The organism is Bradyrhizobium sp. B120 (assembly GCF_049075665.1).
Classification (GTDB): Bacteria; Pseudomonadota; Alphaproteobacteria; order Rhizobiales; family Xanthobacteraceae; genus Bradyrhizobium.
Genome location: NZ_CP185242.1, coordinates 6,157,638 through 6,174,275, shown reverse-complemented (window position 1 = coordinate 6,174,275; position 16,638 = coordinate 6,157,638). Strand labels below are relative to the sequence as shown.

Genomic DNA, 16,638 nt, shown 5'->3' with positions numbered 1-16,638 from the left:
TTCCTTGTGCGGCGCAGCCGCGTCGAAGCGGTGATGCTGCATCAGGAGCTCAGTGGATAGTTGGTGGGCGAGTAGTGACGGCGATGGATGAGGCTGCATTGTGAGCACAGCGCCCGTAAGATATGTGCTCGGCGGTCGTTTCGACCTGGTGGAGGTCATTAGCGAGGGCGGCACCAGCACCGTCTATCGTGCGATTGATCGAATCGGCCTGTGGGCGCGTGAACAAAGTCCCGAAGTGGCAGTAAAGGTCGTCCAACCAAATGGGAAGATGCGCCAGAAATTAGTGCAATTACTGCACCGCGAGGCGCGTCTTCTGCGTGATTTCGTGCACCAGAATTTGGTGCGGATCTACGATTCCGACTATGACGGCAAGTATCATTACCTGGTCATGGAGCTCTTAAACGGCCGCTCGCTAGCGCACATCCTGGCCGATCGACCGGGACAGCCGCTGTCCCCTTCCGTGTCTTTTCATATTGTCCGCGCCGTCGGGCAAGGCCTCGCCCACATGCACAGCCTAGGTATCGTCCATGGTGACCTCAAGCCGGAAAATATCTTCATGACCTCGACGGGCGAAGTCAAAATATTGGACTTTGGGACAGCCCTCATGCCCAACGCTTCGCCGCGACACGACAGGGCTACGGCTCTGCTCGATCAGATTGGATTGTTGACGCCGGCTTATGCGTCGCCACAGATGCTGAGAGGTGAGCCACGGGCGGAAAGCGATGATGTCTTTTCTCTCGCGGTGGTCGCCTACCTGGCCCTGACCGGCACGCACCCGTATGCGCGGCTGCCAGCCGACGAGGCACTCAAGGCAAATCTCACACCGGCGGTGCCTCCGACTATTTCGCCGGCGCAATGGCGCGTGCTCGCTTCGGGCCTTGCCCTCAACCGCCGCGACCGTATCGAAACCATCGGTGACTTCGTCCAGCGCCTTGCCCGCCCCCACTGGTTCTACCGATGGTGCGGTCAACGCATGCCTCTGTCGCAAAATTGACCGGCTTTCATTTTGAGCGCTCATCGGCAACCCAAAAAACATCTCTCCTCTCCGCCGGAATTCGCCCAAAGCGCCGCAATTCAAATTGTATCGATAGATTGCCAGAGGGTGAAACAGGCGAATCTGGAGCAAATAGCTAACCTTCTCGAGCGACAAATGATGGGGATGCAGCGAAAAGGTCTCGTGTCGGACGCCGACCAGCTTTTCTTGTCCAGTGTCCGACAGTCGCAGCCGCTGCGGTCAGGTTGACAACTCATATTTGCCATACCCCAGCTTCTCAGAACAAAATCAGCAGCTCCATAAGCAGATGCGATTGGCACAGCTGTTGCTATTGATGAGATGCGACACTGATTGGCTGAGTAACACGAAACGCAAGACGAACGACGTTCTTCCCTTGAAGCCGTCTGCATCGTTTTTGAGAAGGAAATCCAACGTATGTCCACCGTACCTGAGAGTACACACAGCAGGCGCATGGGCCAGTCGACCGGCTTCACAACAATGGCGCGAAAGAGGCGGCCAATGCTAACGCCGCAGGGAATTCGAATGCAACACCGAGTGTCGGCCCGTGCTGATGGGCAAGGCTTGCCTGAGATGCATCTTGCCTTTGGAGCATTGGGAGAGCAGAGAGCGATGAACTCTTCAAAATCAAGGCGCTAGATGCGCGGCTGGGACGTGCATCACGCCACCGCTAGCCGATCACCATACCTTATGCGCGGTAGCGAAAAACTGACATCGGGCCGGCCGCCTACCATCTCGCCAGCGGAATAGCCGGTTTCGCTTCAGGTCCTAAACCGCCGCGACCGTGTCTGTCTCTGCCGCTGTCGTAAAACGAGTAGGGAAGGAGAGATATCGTTTTCATGAAGTGCTTCAGCTCCCAAGCGTCCCCACGCTCCCCGGCGCAGTGACAAGCGTTGTTAGCACTGCCGCAATTTGATTTGGTGCGCCGATGACCAACGAATCCAATCTCAGCATGGACTTAGAGATTCGCAGCAAGCCCAGCATTGAGCTCGACGTCCAAAGCTTCGAGGGCACAGAGTGCATTTCTCTGCCGTTCAGCTACGCGATTTACGCCACGACACCGAGCGATGTCGATACAGGCTCTTTGTTAGGTGAGCGCGCCAAGCTGTCTGTCAAAACGGCAAGCGGGCGATGGCTTGCCTCGGGCCTCTGCGCCCAAATCGAGGAACTCGACCCTACGGGGACTGGCCTGCGACGGCTTCAGTTTGTCCTGCGACCGCGTTTTGCTGTCGCCGAGCTCTCAGTTGCGAGCCGCATTTATGGTCCCGGCCAACCTGTGGGCGTCGATGACATCATCAAACAGCAGTTGAGCAAGGTGAGCATCAGCATTCCCAGCGAATACAATATTGATCGCTATCCCAAGCGAAATTATGTTGTGCAATACAATGAAAGCGATTTGGCTTTCATTTCCCGCCTTTGCGAACGGAATGGAATTTTCTATTTCTTCAAGCAAGAAGACGACGGTGAAACGCTCGTCTTCGGCGACAAAAATGTGGCGTTCCCCAACGTCAAGTTCGGCGCCAAGTCGACGCTTCTTTATGCGCGCCAGCACGAGCGCAAGCGACCGCGAGGCGTCGACGAAGCCGCCGTTCGGTCGCTCCGGCAGCGCCAGGTGCTCTCGACAAAGACGATCGCGTTCCGCGATTATAACGAAACGGTGCTTCGGGTCGTGTCCGCCGATGAGCAGGTCGGGCAAGGCAGCGGTTTCTTGGGCAAAGCCTCGCGCTTCGGCGGGCATTTTGCGAACGAAGCAGAAGCGACCGCGCTGGCCCGGATCCGCGCCGAGCAGATCTGCGCCGGCCAGACAATGTACATCGCCCAAAGCGACGCACCGGAACTGCGCGCTGGCGTCATTTTCAAACTGGAGGGCCATCCGCGTTTTGATGGTGAATATCTCGTCGTCGCCGCGGATCACTCGGCCTATCGCCCGGCGCCGCGCGCATTCGGTGGATCCGGGCAGGATGGACGAGCCTACGAGAACATGGTCCATTGCATCCGCTCGGACGTGCCTTATCGACCAGTTGCGATGACACCTGTGCCCCTGGGCGTCGGCCTCCACACCGCCACAGTCGATGGAGAAGCCTGGAACGGGCGGGCCGAGATTGACGACCAGGGCCGCTACATGCTGCGGTTGACATTCGCCGACGAACCGGCCGAGGGCCGTTGTAGCGACTACGTGCGCAAGCTCGAACCTTATGTAGGTCCGAATCAAACCGGCTTGCATTGTCCGTTGGTGCCAGGCACGGAAGTCATAGTTAGTTACATGAACGCCGACATTGACCAACCGGTCGTGGTCGGGGGGGTCCACAACCCTGATATGAAGGGAGGAGTGACATCGGAGACGCACTTGTCCAATCGCCTCAAGTCGCAATCCGGCGCCTCGATCGAGATTTTCGACGGATCTTCGTGATTTCTTCTCCTCGTGGCGCATTATGACCCTCTGGTGTCCAGCGGCACACGAGATCGACCCGCTATTGGAAGCGGTGGCCAGTACGGCACGCGCGACCATCTTGCCGAGCGCATCGATAAACATACCGCCGCCGTCGGCGGATGGCATTTGGTCGCAACGGCTTCGCGACGGACGAGAAGTGTGCCTCAAATTGTCGACGCACTGTCTCGGGCAGGAACAGCGCGGTCCTTGCGCGGTGCTCGTTTACGCGCTGCAGGGCAACGCCGTTGTCGATAACGGCATGGGTTACCGTGTGACGGGGCAGGCTGTCCTCGACCTTGCCACGCGTGCATTTCTCGATATCAAGTGTCAATTGGAATGGGTCGGCCCAGCTACGCCGTGACAGATCACTGTCACGATGGCGACAACGCCGTCGCTTGATGGTGTCGGTGTCAGGAAAACCGCGTAGTGCTGTGCCGTCAGATCGGGAAGGCTCGCAATATTGGGTATCGGATGCCCACGACTCTTGGCATGGATGTTGCGATATCCATCGTGCCGGTGTGTGCCGGCGTATGTCAGGAAATAGGAGCCGAAAGTGTCACTTGAAATCTACTTGAAAATCAAGGGAAAGAAGCAGGGCGACATCTCCAAGGATGCATCCACGCCGGACAGCATCGGGCAGGTCGCCAAAGGTGACTCGGATAAGCAAGGGAAGATCACCGTTGTCGCCTTCACCAGCGCCATCAGCGTTCCTTGCGATCCCGCGAGCGGTGTCGCCACGGGCCCTCGCAACCACAAGCCGGTGAGCTTCACGAAGTACTTCGATCGAGCCTCGCCGCTGTTATGGCAGGCGTTGGCTACTAACGAGGTGCTCGAAGATCTGGTTTGCGAGTTCTACCGCCCCGACCCTGGGGGCATGCCGCAGCCGCAGAACTTCTTCAAGATAAGCTGGAAGAACGCGACGTTAGTCGAAGGCAAGGCGCATGTGCCGCTGACGATCAATCCGCAGAACAGCTTCTTTCAGAACATGGAAGACTGGTCGTTCACCTACAAAGAAGTGAAATGGGAGCATGGTCCCTGCAGCACCAGCGGCGAGGATAAATGGTGACAACGCCGACACGTTCGCGCTGTCGCCGTTTTGCCGCACCAACGAAACGCTATGCTCCCCGCCAAGCCAAAGACAGCGACTTGATCCCAGTATCAGATCGGACAATGGCGGATATATCGCGCGTACTCCGATAGGGTCGCTGGACTCGGAGGTGGCGATGCCGGGTCTGCTTTGTGGCAACTTGTAGACACTGCGAAGAGTAGGTAGGTCGGCCCGGCTTTACTCGACAGAATGTTATATCGATTCGAGCATTGGCTGCCATTGCTGATGAGAGCGGTGAGACCAGGTGGTGTGAGCAAGCCGGCCTCACGGTGCTGTTCCGACGAAATTGTTCGATGCACTACGTAGACACACAGCAAAGATACGCCGATTCATGTAATGGCTTTAGGATCTCGCTGTGCATCAAGTCGGTCGTGTTCGGACCGAAATATCGCGCGGGAATAGGGCGTCGGAATCATACTGTTGATCCAGCATCATGCGCATGATTGATGCTAAGAGATGTGAGTTGGAAACAACCAGCCTTGACGGCGTTCGGGACTGAACTGGCGTTGATGAGTGGCCAGCCACGCCTCTCAAAGGAGATGGTTATAGTTATCGTCGCGGGTCTTAACGCCGTAAACGACGATACGAGTTCAATACGGCATACGCTCCACGAGGTGGCACGAGGCTGCTTCGCCGGCGCTGGTTACACCATCGAAGACGCGGATGCGTTCTACGAGGGGGTGTCGGAAGGCCGCGCGAGAAGAGTACTACGGCGGCAGGTATCTCTCCAACCAGAGCTGACGCCGCAAGAGGTCTCGTGGATTGGCGAGCTACGCTCTCGAGGCGGTCTGAGCCGGAACAAGAGTTGTGGATTGAGTCCGATCTCACTGCACGCATGTCTCCCGAGGCTGGACGTCGAATCCAATAGGATGAAGAAAGGCGGCTAGGTTCGAGGGGATGATAAGGTAGGCCGGGATGCGACCGCATGTCGCCATTTCAAAGACGATGTCGGTCGTGCTCTAAAAGCCAGCAGTTGGCCATGACGGTGTTGTAGTCACCCAGAAGGGCGCAGTGATCGACTGCGCTGAACGTGGTCGCTCGACCTCCATGTACACGGGCTGTCCTGCCATCCGCTTTAAGGGCTGTGTCACAGTCCGCTGCTCTCGGTCATCTAGATGAAACGTCTGAGCGACGGCGGGGTTCGTCGGTTCTCCAACGTCGCGACGGGTTGGTGATCTGCAGTAGAGAGGCTGCGCGCATTCAGCAACGGCCCGATTATGGAGTCTTGCGAGACGCCTGATTGAACTTTACGCGGGATGGCGGGTCAAACCTACCGCCACTCACGTTGTGGCGGAGCTGCTAGGTGGGAGCAACTCTTCGAGGCCGTGCTCTGTGAGCACCCTCTGCATAAGCGCGCCCTTGATCTCGCGGGCAATTTCATTGCGGATCTGGGCTCGGAGGGCCTGCTCGTCGTCGCCGGTCAGGTGATGATCCGCGAGCCGTTTCGTCAGTCGGCTCTCAAACTCCTCGCCCGTCCGGCCCTCCATCGCGGCATAGGCTTCGGGGGCGATGCGGCTCACAAGCGTCTCCCAGGGCTGCCAGCGGGTCGCCAGATAGTCGGCGAACTCCGCTGCCTCGTGATTGCGCACGGACGTCTTAGCCGCGGCAAGGTCGTCGTCGGTGACGTAGGAGACCCCGACGAACCTATTGTCCGGCGCGATGTGATCCAGCTCCAGCGGCTCGTGCAGCTTAGTCTGATAAGCGAGATAGACCTCGATCTCGTCGACGAGAGGGAGCGAGCTGATCTTCTCGCGTGCGATCCCCTCCAGCGCGGCCAAGCGGAACATAATGCGGCCCAGCTGAAGGAGTTTGTCGAGATGCTCATCATAGGCTCCATCTAGAACATCAGCGTTCGCGCGTGCGGTTTGCATGCCATTCCAGTTCAACCTGATGCGATCCTCGCAGCTCTCGTTCGCTGCGACGGCTGCATGGAAGTACTGCTCGCGCAATGTCGGCTTCACCGCCGCCTGCCGCAGGTCCTCGACCACCATTTGCCGGAATGCGTCGTTGCCGTAGTTCACAGTGCCCCGCAGCTTGTCGAGGAAGCGTGAATATTCCTCGGCTCCCGGCTCGCCAGCGAAGCCCTGCCAGATGTCCGCCCCGTCCAGCTCTCCGATCCAGTCCGCAACAGCGTCGGCCAGAGGCCGCGCCTGATCTTGTGCTGCTTTGTCGGGATCCGAGAAGAACACGTTCGGGCCAGCATGCCGCGCGGCAATCAGGATGGAAGTGCTTCCCACCCAGATTGTCGCGCTATACCAGCATATCCCTCGGCCTTCACGACCGCCGTCAGGTTGGTCCTCACCCGCTTAGGCAGCGGATTATCATCCAAATCAACGAGGCACCCAGGGCCGAGCTGCGTTAGCAGGGGCCTCGGGCAAGCTCGTCAACCGATTGTCGTCGACTGCAGTTGACGGAGCCCGGCCGGGAGGGTCTCGGGCTGGCCAGCCGGTTCCTGCTGGCGCTGAGCAGCGTGAGCCCGGCTGGAAGCGTTGCGGGCAGGCTGGTCAGCTGATTGTTTGGGACGTACAGGCGCTGGAGCCCGACCGGCAGGGTTTCAGGCAGGCTCGTCAGCCGGTTGCCGCCGGCGCGGAGGCATTCGAGGCGGGCCGGGAGACTGGTCGGCAGGTTGGCTAGCCAATTGTTTCTGGCGTGGAGGCTTTGGAGACCGCTCGGAAGCATATCGGGCACGCTCGTCAGCTGATTGCCGTCAACATTCAGGTGCCGGAGCCCGGCCGGGAAGGCGGCGGACAAGGTGGTCAGGGACAGCAATGAAAGATCCGGCCACTGCGGCTCATGGGGCGCTGTTTCTCCCCAAGCTCGCGTTCGCCTTACCGCCTCTTGCCGATTCTCATGTTCGCCTTGCCCCTCTTCAGCCGCCCAGGCCTCAAGGATCTGGTCTGCGACGATTGGTCAGCAGCCTCGAGATTCGTCGGATCGTCGGCGGCGGATGTCTGCGGCTGTGTGTCAAGGCTTTGCCCTTTTGGGCCGCGCGGTTGAACCCTGCCGGTAGCCTCGTTCGGGAGTTTCACAAGTCATTCCCGAGCCTCGATGGTCTTGTTCTGTGGTTCATCAGTACCGTCTTCTTCTCCGACGAGCAAATGGGCGGGCGCGGCTCTTCTCCAAGCCGATAGCCGTCACCGTGTGTGTTGATCACCGACGATGGCGATCAAGAACCGCGGCCGAGCAGTTGCAGTAAGATGTGGAACGTCTGCGCGACATCTGCGGCCCGTCGACCCGGTTGATATTGCTAAGGGGTCATCAAATTCTCCTCCGAGTCTGGCGAGATCAAGCCGGACCGGTGACTCCCAGATAGAGACGTTCTCATGGGCGGTAAGTCTGCCCGCGCCAGAGACGGAAGGTTCAGTGAGAGCGCGCGTATCCGCGCTTCCGCAATGGCAATGCGTCGACTGGCAGATCATGTTTGAGTTGATACTGTCGAGCGCGATCAGGCGACGCTACATTCGCAAATTCTGTCTTTTGTAGTCGCCGTCGGCAACCTGACGGAAGGATGCGTCCGCGACGCGCGTGTTATGTGCGAGTCAAGTGATCGGTCCGGTGGCGCGCATCAGGCAGATCTGTGTTGTCGACCTCGACCGGAAAGTCCAATCGTCAATCCGGTCGAGCGGACTTCACGATCCTCAGCCTCGAAGATACCGCAACCTTCCAAATGTGGTCGTGAGAGCACGCTACTCAATCACTCGTTGACGCGCGCAGCCGTGCCTCAAGCCGACGCCGGCCTTCATTGATTGCCCCAGCCCAGTCACCTAGTCGCTCCTGCACGACGACTTCGAACGATGGGTACCACAGTGGTTTGCCATCTGCCTGAGCCCAATACCAGGGATAGCCGCGCGGCACGAAGACCACGCCGGGAACGCCGAGCGCTCCGGCGATATGGACGGCGAAGCTGTCGGGCCCGACCACGGCGTCGAGATTGACGATCGCTGCGATCAATTCGGCTGGACACTCGATATGCACCCCAGCATCGATCGGAAGACTCCATCGCTTCATGTCGTGCCGTTGCGCCTCGGTCACCAAACTGACCGGCGTGACGCCGTGAGGGATCACGGCGGCGACCTGTTCCATCGATAGGCCGAGAGCCCCACTCTCCCACACGATGCCTACCAAAGGCCTTGCGAACACAGCCAGGGCATCACGCCATTTGGCGGATAGCTCGGCCTCAGGGCGCAGGTAGGGAATCCCATCGGCAATGTTGCTGGCATCGACCGGCAGAACGCGCAACAATGATTGCAGCGGCATAGCTGAGGGCTCGGACGTCAGCTCGTTGGAAATGACCTGCTCAGCAAAACTGGTAAGAAGAGCTTGATAACGTGGCTCCGCGACCACATGCACGTCCTGCTGGCTCGCCAGCCGACGCAAGAGACGAACGAGCGCCACGAATTCGAGGGCGCTCGTCGTCGGCGGTACGGCTATCCGCGTTACAAGCGCCGAGGCGATCGGCTCGGGCGTTGGGAAGCGACCGATCGTCAGTTCAAGCGTCGTCAGTAGAGCCGTCGCTGCTTCATTCTCAGGGCGTGTGTGCACGACGTGGCTAACAAGGTTGAGAGCTTCATCGAAGCGGCCAACGAACTGCAGGACACGTGCTAGGGCAAGCGCGGCGGAAGGATCCGATTTGCGAGTGCGAACGAATTGCGTCAGTTGCGCAATGCCTCGGTCCACCTCACCCATGGCAATCGTAACGCGGGCCAAGATTTCGCGGGCGCCAACATGAGCCGGCGCATAGGCGAGCAACTTCTTGCAAGTGGCCTCTGCTTGCGGCCATAGCCCAGTTGCGGCGCGGCAATAAGTCAGATGCAGGAGCCTGCCTGTATCGAGAGGGGCACGCAAATGTGCGCGTTCGGCTAGGCTGAGCGCCTCGTCGAGGCGGCCGCGTTCGAACATGAGTACCGACAAGTTGCCGAGCGCATCGGGGTCGTCCGGAGCAATCTCAAGCGCACGAAGCAGGACGGCCTCAGCCGACGAACTGTGGCCCAGGGCGAACTCGATGGCGCCGAGCTGGAGGAGGGCCCGCGCATTCCCAGGCTCGTGTTGGACAACGATCTCCGTCATCGCGCGGGCTTCCCTAACCTTGCCACAGCCGAGCAGGGCATGAGCAAGCGCGAGCTTGATCTCATCGTTGTGCGGGGCGAGAGCGGCTGCGCGTTCGAGGCAGACCATCGCCTCCTCAGTGCGTCCGAGCAATTCGTGGGCGATGCCGAGATTGGTGGTGAGGCCCGCGTGTTCGGGGTAGATGGTCGCCGCTTCCGCTAGCATCTCGAACGCGAACTCGGTCCGTCGCCGCGCAAGCGCCAAAGCAGCCCTTGCATTGAGGGTATCGGGATCGCCCGTGGCGACGACCCCGTCCAGTAGTGCCTCCGCTTCCTCGAGGCGGCCGGCCGCAATGAACTCTTGGGCCGTTCTAACCCGGTCTTGCCGGGTCGGAGGAGCCGGCATGCCAGTGTATAGCATGCGCTACGCAACCGTGACGCGTTTGCCGTCAAGGCGGAGATCCTCGCTCACCGCGATGACCTTGCTGTGGGCCATCTCGGAAGCAATGCCGGTGACCCTAATGGCCTGGGTCTCGGTCTGCAATGAGTCGATCCGCTCGATCACCGCGACGCGCGCGACCGCTTTTATCGTAAGCGACTCGGCGCTTGCTTCCTGGATACGCGCCGAGCATCTGACGTGGTCCGCGATCAACGTGTAGAGCTTGCCGATCCAGGTTCCTTTGTTCGCGAGCACGGCAAACAGCTTAGCCCGCAGATCAATACTATCGGCGCGCAAGGAAATGCGCTGGCGCGCAGCGATGGTGATGGTTTCGCCCTCGATCGACATATTGCGACCCGCGGGTGGGCCGATCATGACACCATTGGAAGCCGCTCGCTCGAGCACGGTCACGACGAAGGACTGCTCCATGTTAGTGAAGAGCAGCACTATGTCCTGTAGTATGGGCCGGACCACGCAGCCAACAGCCACCGTCGCCCTGTGACGAGCGCCGCCGAGTTCAACCTCCGCCGCAGCGCCATCGTCGCTGACTGACACGATACGAGCTGTGTGATGTCCGGGTTCAAGCAAGCGCTCGGCCATCGCGAAGCTGTCGACATCTGTGGCGCGGATCGTGATCGTCATTCTTGCTCTCCAGCTACCTACATGAAATTTATCAACTTCTTTTGTATGACTTCCTCATTGCCGGTGCTGGACAGGATCTCGGCTGCTCGGGACACAAGTTCGTACTGTTCCATGCTTGACTTTCCCCGCCACGATTCATCTTCCGTGACCGAAACGCTGGTCTTGCAGACCTTTCCGTCGCGGCCGACCACCTTCAAGTCGTCGACAGGCGCGAGCTTGAAATCGCTTTTGCTGAGAATTTTGGTATCGCTATCAGCCGACTTGAAGTTAGGTCCGAAAACACACTTGGCCGAATTGCCGATCACTTGCTTGATGTCGTTTCCTTCGACAATGTCGAGTTTGTTGCCGATCGTGATAGAGCTCAGGTCGCTCAGATTGAATGAACATTCTCTGGAGACCTTGAAGGTGAACGATTCTCCAAAGAACATGCATACGTTCCGTGCCATCGTCAGCGTGGTAGCTGCGCCTCTCATGCAGGTGTATTTGGTCCCCTGGAAGAATTCCTTGGTGTCGCCCATCGTCTGCTTTTCCGAGTTGCCAACTGTCGTTTCCGTTTTGTGGCCGTTGTTGATTAGCTTGACGCGGTTGGAGGCCGTCAGAGTGATGTCCGCAGGCGTACCATTAGCGCCAGCACTGATTGACACACCATTCTCGGCGGAAATCTCATAGGTACCTTTCGAGACCTGATGTTGGGAGTTGCCGTTCGTGACCTCAGTGGTCTGACCTCGACCGATTTTGAGCAGTGCAGCGCCTTCGACATTTGCCTGGAAGTCGTTATTGGTGAAGGCAAGCAAGCCGGCGTTGTCGCTCTCGTGTGGACTTTCGCTAATGGTCGTCGTGAGACCGGTGACGAGTTTTGCTTCTTCGTCTGAATAAGAGCCGAGGCGCAGATAAGTTGACTCGGTCAGGGGAGATGTCAGGGATCCTGGAACGACCAGTCGCATATAGGCATTTGGCATAGCGGGCTTCCCCAATCGTATGGCTGTCGGCACCTTAGCGCAGCGCCGTCAAGCGGGTTTGAGAGGGCGATATCGAAAGTCCGAACGCGTTCGGGTTGGCACCATTCTGCTTGGTGGGCATCCCCATTTTGGTTGCCGGTGATCCGCCGATTGACAAATTGTCGGATCCCGCCTTGGCACGGCCAGGGCCCATGACAAGACCAGAGATGACGCCGAGGGCCACACCTGCGTTGTCACCCATCGATGTCGCGCGCTCGGTCGTCATGTTGTGTGCAGGCATACACATGATCAGGCACCGGGACTGCGTCGGAATAGCCGTCGTGTTCAGAGTGAGGTTTGGGTAGGCGGCAGGCACGACGGCGGGACCAGATGGCGTGTTGCAGACGTCAGGAAACGCGAGATCCGCCGCCGACATCGGGCCACTTGAATTGACAAAAGTCATATGTCTAACCTGCTCCGTTGAGAGGGATGACCCGGCTTGCATCGTAGAGTTCGGCGACGGCGCGTTCCGGCACGGTTTGCAGGGTACCCCCACGCCCGGTCGTGAACAGAGTGCCTTTGGCCGACGCGCAGTGAAGGTCAGTGCGCAGAAATCGCGAGCCGGAAAAGTCGCTGCCATCAACCTTGGCGTGGTGCATCAGCGCGTAGGACATGTCGGCGCGGGAAAACACGGCAGACGTGGCCGATGCACGTGTGAAAACGGACGTCCCCAATTTTGTCCCCGAAAGATCGCAGCCGTCGAGGCGCGCCTCTTCGAAGATGCATTGCGTCAAATCGGCGTTGCGCAACCTTGCTGCTCGGAGGTTAGCCCGCACAAACACTGTGTTCGGAGCGGTGGCACGGGAGAGATCAGCACCCACGAGGCTCGCACCCACCAATACCGAACCGGAGAGGTCGGCTCCGGACAGGTTTGTGCCGTTCAGCTTGGCACCGCTCAGGTTCGCTCGCGCAAGCGTCAGCCCGGAGAGATCCCGCTCCGACAGATCACATTCGGAGAAAAGGATCGTGTCGCAACGCAGTCCCGTAAGCTGCGCGCTACGCAAATCGGCCTGCGTTATGGCTGCGTTCGTGAGCCTGGCATTGTCGAGCACGAGGCCGGTGAGCTCGCAATCCATGAGAGCGCTTTGAGATAGGGTGGCCCTGCGCAAGAGGGTATGGGCCAACGTGCAGCGCATCGCTGTCGTCTGGCTGAACCGCGTCTCGGTGAAGTCGCTATGCCTGAAATCCGACGACATCAACGTCGATTGGGTGAAGCGCGTCCGCCGCCAGTCGGAGCCACCAGCGCGGCAACCCGCGAATATGCATCTTTCAAAGCAAGCGTCGGCGAAGGAAGCTTCGCTGAAGTCGCAATCCTGAAACGTCATGCCAGTAACGTGGGCACGCGTGAAGTGGCTGTTGCGAAAGGAAGAGCTCAGCACAACGCCATCCGTCAGGCTCAGCCCGGATAGCGTCTGGCCATCTAGACTGGCTTCGCGTACGGGGAGCTTATGGGCGATCGACTGCAATATGAGATCAATTGACATTGCGCGTGACCATCAGGACGGTGCGGTCAATATTTGCGTTGCTCAAATCGGTCGCGACCAAGGAGGCATCCATCAGGTCGGCGCCATAGAGATTTGCATGGCGTAGGCTGGCGCCGGTGAGGTCGGCCTGATTGAGATGTGCCTCGAGCAGGTTGGCGGCATAGAAGTCGGCGCCCCGCAGATCGTTGCCGGTGAAGACCGCGCGTTTCAGCGATGTCATTCGGAAGGTAGCGCGCGCCAGCGTGGACTTGCCGAAGTAAACACCGTTTAGTCGGGCCAGGGTGAAGTCGGCGCCGCTGAGGTTGGCCGCCTGAAAGGAGAGCGCCTCGGCACTGCTGCGGCCGAAACGTGCATCACGCAGGTCGACGTCGCCGATGAAGCTGACTTGGTCAAATTGCGAGTTCGAGAGATCGAGTTGGCGCGCCGCCACCTTGAGAAAGCAGGTTTGCTCAAGTCGCGCGCCAACGAAGCTCGCACCAGATAACGATAAATCCATGAATTGTCCGCGCTCAAGAATGGCGTTCCCCCAAACGCTGTTATCGAGGGCGACTTTGATGAAGGCGCATTGATGTATTTGCGCACCGCGGAAGGTTGCCCCGATCATTGGTACCCGCAAAACCTGGAGCTCGCCAAGGCGCGCGTGGTCGAAGCATGCGCCCACCATGCGCGCACCGAGAAGATTGGTGCGCACAAGTTGGCTGCCAGCGAAACGCGTTCCGCGGCAGTCGGCTTCACCGAGATTGGCTTCGGTAAGATCGGTCGCGCTTAAATCAGCATTGATGAGCGTCGCGCCGGTCAGTGCGGCCTTCATCAGTTTTGCACCGGCCAGGTTTGTCCCGTTCAGCTTCGCACGTTCAAGGAAGGCGCCGGAGAAGTCCGCATTCGCGAATCTCCGCCAGGAGAGGTCGGCGCCGGCGAGATCCCGACCTGCAACCGTGCCACCGCGCTGGCATTCCTCTTCCACCAGATCGCCCAGCGCGCGTGCGACGGCTGGTGCCAGCGTCGTTTCAGGCTTGAGCGGCTTCGGTGAGGCGAGCCTTGCCGCGGCCATGCCGGCAGCCAACTGTCCTTCCGCTTTGTCGATCTCGGTCCGCAGGACAGTCAATGCTTTCGTAGATTTGGTCGTCGCCGCGGCGATCCCTGCTTCGGGCTCATCAGCTGCCGTTGGATGCGGCGCACTTAAGGCCTCGAACGGCGCGCGGTCATCGGACGGTAACGCAGGAACGGCCCTTTTGAGCCCCGCTTCAGCGTCGGCAAGCGCCTTACGCGCCTGTTCGGCGGCGTCAGGCGGTGTCCCAGAGGCCTCAATCTGCGTCATTATCTCGTCAATGGTCGGGCGCGGCGGCGTCTCGGGTGTGACGCTCCGGGCTTCTTCCGGCAGGACCAGCGCCGCAATATCGGGAAGTGAAAACGAGTTATCCGATATCGCGTTGCGTATCGGTTCGAGCGGTCGTCCAGCTGCCAGGTTAAAGAAACGAGCATGTGCAAGTTCGAATTGGTTCTGCTCGTCGAGCGGTTGCGGTGCCGCGGCAAGGATTTCGCCACGCCAGTGTTTCGCCCGCGCGAGCTTGTCTTCGATATCGCCGGTGAGGGCCCGATCAGCGTCCGATGGCGCATGGAGCGGCGGAGCCTGCTCAAAGCTTGTGGCCATCGACTGCGCAGCGTCCGTGGAAGAGATCGCGGCAAGCAACGCGTCGATATCGCTCGATGTGGCGGTTCCATCGGAAATCTTTTCATAGGTGGCACGTATCGGTTGATATTGGGCGTCAAGCTTGTCTACATCGGATTCTGCCTTGGCCTGGACCGTCTCCAACGCGTCGAGGATCTCGGCCAAATCGATCTCGCCGCTCTCGAGTTCCTCCGGCAACAATTCCGGAATGACTGATGGTTCGATCGGCGGTATCTCGATCGTCGGGCGTAGCGAAGACGGAAACTCAATGCGCGCGAACTCCTGATCGAGCGCCCAGCGCATCGATGCCTGCTGCCGTGCTGCACGCTGTTCGGCCAAATGGCGACGCCGCGCTGCGCGGCTTGCGCGTTCGGCAGCCGAAGTTTCGGGAGCAAGTTGATGTTCCGAAAAGGCATAGCGTGCGGCGCTCGCCGGGTCGAGCCGCAGCTGCCGGACATTCAGATAATGGTCGAACGGCCGCGGAGGCTCGCGTTGTTGCTCGTAAGCGATCATAATGTCGCCCACGTCTCTGCCGTCCAATTCCTGTACGGCAATCGCGGTGCGGTAGATCATGACGCCGTGGCGGGCTCCCGCGAACAGCCAAAGGGTATCGATGCGTGTCTGCAGTTCCGTGACGCCACGTGTCGCATCGCTCCAGCCGATGAAGCAGCGCACCCGAAAGGTCGGCAGGTGGCCTTCGATCAATGGATGCGCGGCGCAGAAGTTCTGCAGCGCGTAAGGTTCTCCGCCGCTGATGAAGCCGCTCAGGCGCTGGTCTGGCGGAGCGAACAGAAACAACCGCGGAGCGGCATCGGTCGCCAGAGCGGGAGCAACTGATCGCAGCCACGCGGTGTCATAGGATCCTGCGTATTGCAGGCGTTCCTTATCATCAATCGCGATTGGTCCGAAGACTGCTGGCGGTGCGATCGTGTCGATGAATTGAATCGCGTGCTCGGGGTCTTCTACGTTGGGCAGGGCCACCAGTTCGCCGGCCATGCTGCGGCGGAGAGCCTCGTGGCCGGCGCCGACCCGGTTCGCCGCGTAGCCAGACCCACCGAAGGCGCGTTGCCGCGTTAGCGGCATTTGCCGGAACGGTTGTACTGCTGTCGGTCGCCAGCCGGAGCCGGTCATCTGCCAATAGCGGTCGCCAGTCACCAGAAGATGCTTCTGGATCGGTCCGAGCGCAAAGCCCAACATCATGCGCTCGGTTAGCCGTCCGTCAGGCGCCGCCGCATGTCCGCCGATGAGCACCTCCGCTTGCGGCTTGGGCATGCCGATATCGAGAGGGGCGCCGGGCGGGAGCTCCTTGGCGGCCATCACCCAAAGCTCCTGCTCGCCCTGCAGACGATCGGCGTCCGGGTTGGCGAGGTCGAACATCGCGAAGACCGAAATGATGAGGCTGGCCCCGGGAGGGCGACGCTCGCATTTGGTCAACAGACTCAATGTGCGTGGCTTTACCAAAATGGGCATGAAACCTGCCGAGACGAATTCGCTTTTATCTATATCTCTCGAGCGTGACGGACTTTCGGTCCCACCATGCGAGCGCGTCTCTGTGTCACATACCAAGTTAGGTAGGCAGCAATTCGGCTCGGCGTTACGTAAATGGGCGCTCCGCACCGCAACGGTTTGATCGAGAGGCAGCCGCGATTTGCTCCTGGGGGATCATCGGCTCGCAGGCCGCTCGAGCGGCCTGATAGAAGACCACGTAGGGGGTGCGGCTCGCCGAAGAGTACAAGCGGTTCCGTCTGCAGAAATACCGGTGCTTCGTTGGCCTTGGGAAAGCTGGCCTCGCGAGACGAAGCTGTCGTGC

The 16,638-nt window shown here is 59.7% G+C and carries 10 protein-coding genes; 3 read left to right on the top strand and 7 right to left on the bottom strand.

From position 1 onward, the window contains the following. Nucleotides 1-100: 100 nt before the first annotated feature. The 3 genes from ACOIX3_RS28675 to ACOIX3_RS28665 all read left to right on the top strand — a co-directional run bounded on the left by ACOIX3_RS28675 (nt 101) and on the right by ACOIX3_RS28665 (nt 4,509). A complete protein-coding gene (locus ACOIX3_RS28675; RefSeq protein ID WP_420965342.1) occupies nt 101-994 on the top strand; it encodes a serine/threonine-protein kinase in 894 nt (297 codons plus the stop codon). Between the two features lie 946 nt (nt 995-1,940). Further along, nucleotides 1,941-3,422 (top strand): type VI secretion system Vgr family protein, encoded by a 1,482-nt coding sequence (locus ACOIX3_RS28670; protein ID WP_420965341.1) that lies wholly within the window; start codon nt 1,941-1,943, stop codon nt 3,420-3,422. 574 nt (nt 3,423-3,996) lie between these two features. Further along, nucleotides 3,997-4,509, top strand: a complete 513-nt coding sequence (locus ACOIX3_RS28665; protein ID WP_420965340.1) for an Hcp family type VI secretion system effector — start codon at nt 3,997-3,999, stop codon at nt 4,507-4,509. A gap of 1,322 nt (nt 4,510-5,831) precedes the next feature. On the opposite strand, the gene ACOIX3_RS28660 is transcribed toward ACOIX3_RS28665, so the two are convergent. From ACOIX3_RS28660 to ACOIX3_RS28630, 7 genes are all read right to left on the bottom strand, one after another. Further along, the gene (locus ACOIX3_RS28660) at nt 5,832-6,788 is read right to left on the bottom strand and encodes an NEL-type E3 ubiquitin ligase domain-containing protein (RefSeq protein WP_420965339.1); all 957 of its coding nucleotides are present in this window, start codon (nt 6,786-6,788) and stop codon (nt 5,832-5,834) included. Nucleotides 6,789-8,241: 1,453 nt separating this feature from the next. Then, nucleotides 8,242-10,017: a tetratricopeptide repeat protein gene (locus ACOIX3_RS28655; RefSeq protein WP_420965338.1), complete on the bottom strand. Its 1,776-nt coding sequence runs from the start codon at nt 10,015-10,017 to the stop codon at nt 8,242-8,244. Nucleotides 10,018-10,020: 3 nt separating this feature from the next. Then, complete coding sequence (locus ACOIX3_RS28650; protein WP_420965337.1) at nt 10,021-10,677, bottom strand: DUF3540 domain-containing protein; 657 nt, start codon at nt 10,675-10,677, stop codon at nt 10,021-10,023. A 17-nt stretch (nt 10,678-10,694) separates the two neighbouring features. Next, nucleotides 10,695-11,636 (bottom strand): hypothetical protein, encoded by a 942-nt coding sequence (locus tag ACOIX3_RS28645; protein WP_420965336.1) that lies wholly within the window; start codon nt 11,634-11,636, stop codon nt 10,695-10,697. Nucleotides 11,637-11,670: 34 nt separating this feature from the next. Next, on the bottom strand, nt 11,671-12,078 hold the full coding sequence (locus tag ACOIX3_RS28640) for a DUF4150 domain-containing protein (protein ID WP_420965335.1): 408 nt from the start codon (nt 12,076-12,078) through the stop codon (nt 11,671-11,673). Nucleotides 12,079-12,082: 4 nt separating this feature from the next. Then, a complete protein-coding gene (locus ACOIX3_RS28635) occupies nt 12,083-13,159 on the bottom strand; it encodes a pentapeptide repeat-containing protein (RefSeq protein WP_420965334.1) in 1,077 nt (358 codons plus the stop codon). Further along, nucleotides 13,149-16,205, bottom strand: a complete 3,057-nt coding sequence (locus ACOIX3_RS28630) for a DUF2169 family type VI secretion system accessory protein (protein WP_420965333.1) — start codon at nt 16,203-16,205, stop codon at nt 13,149-13,151. The genes ACOIX3_RS28635 and ACOIX3_RS28630 overlap by 11 nt, the downstream gene beginning before the upstream one ends. Nucleotides 16,206-16,638 lie beyond the last annotated feature (433 nt).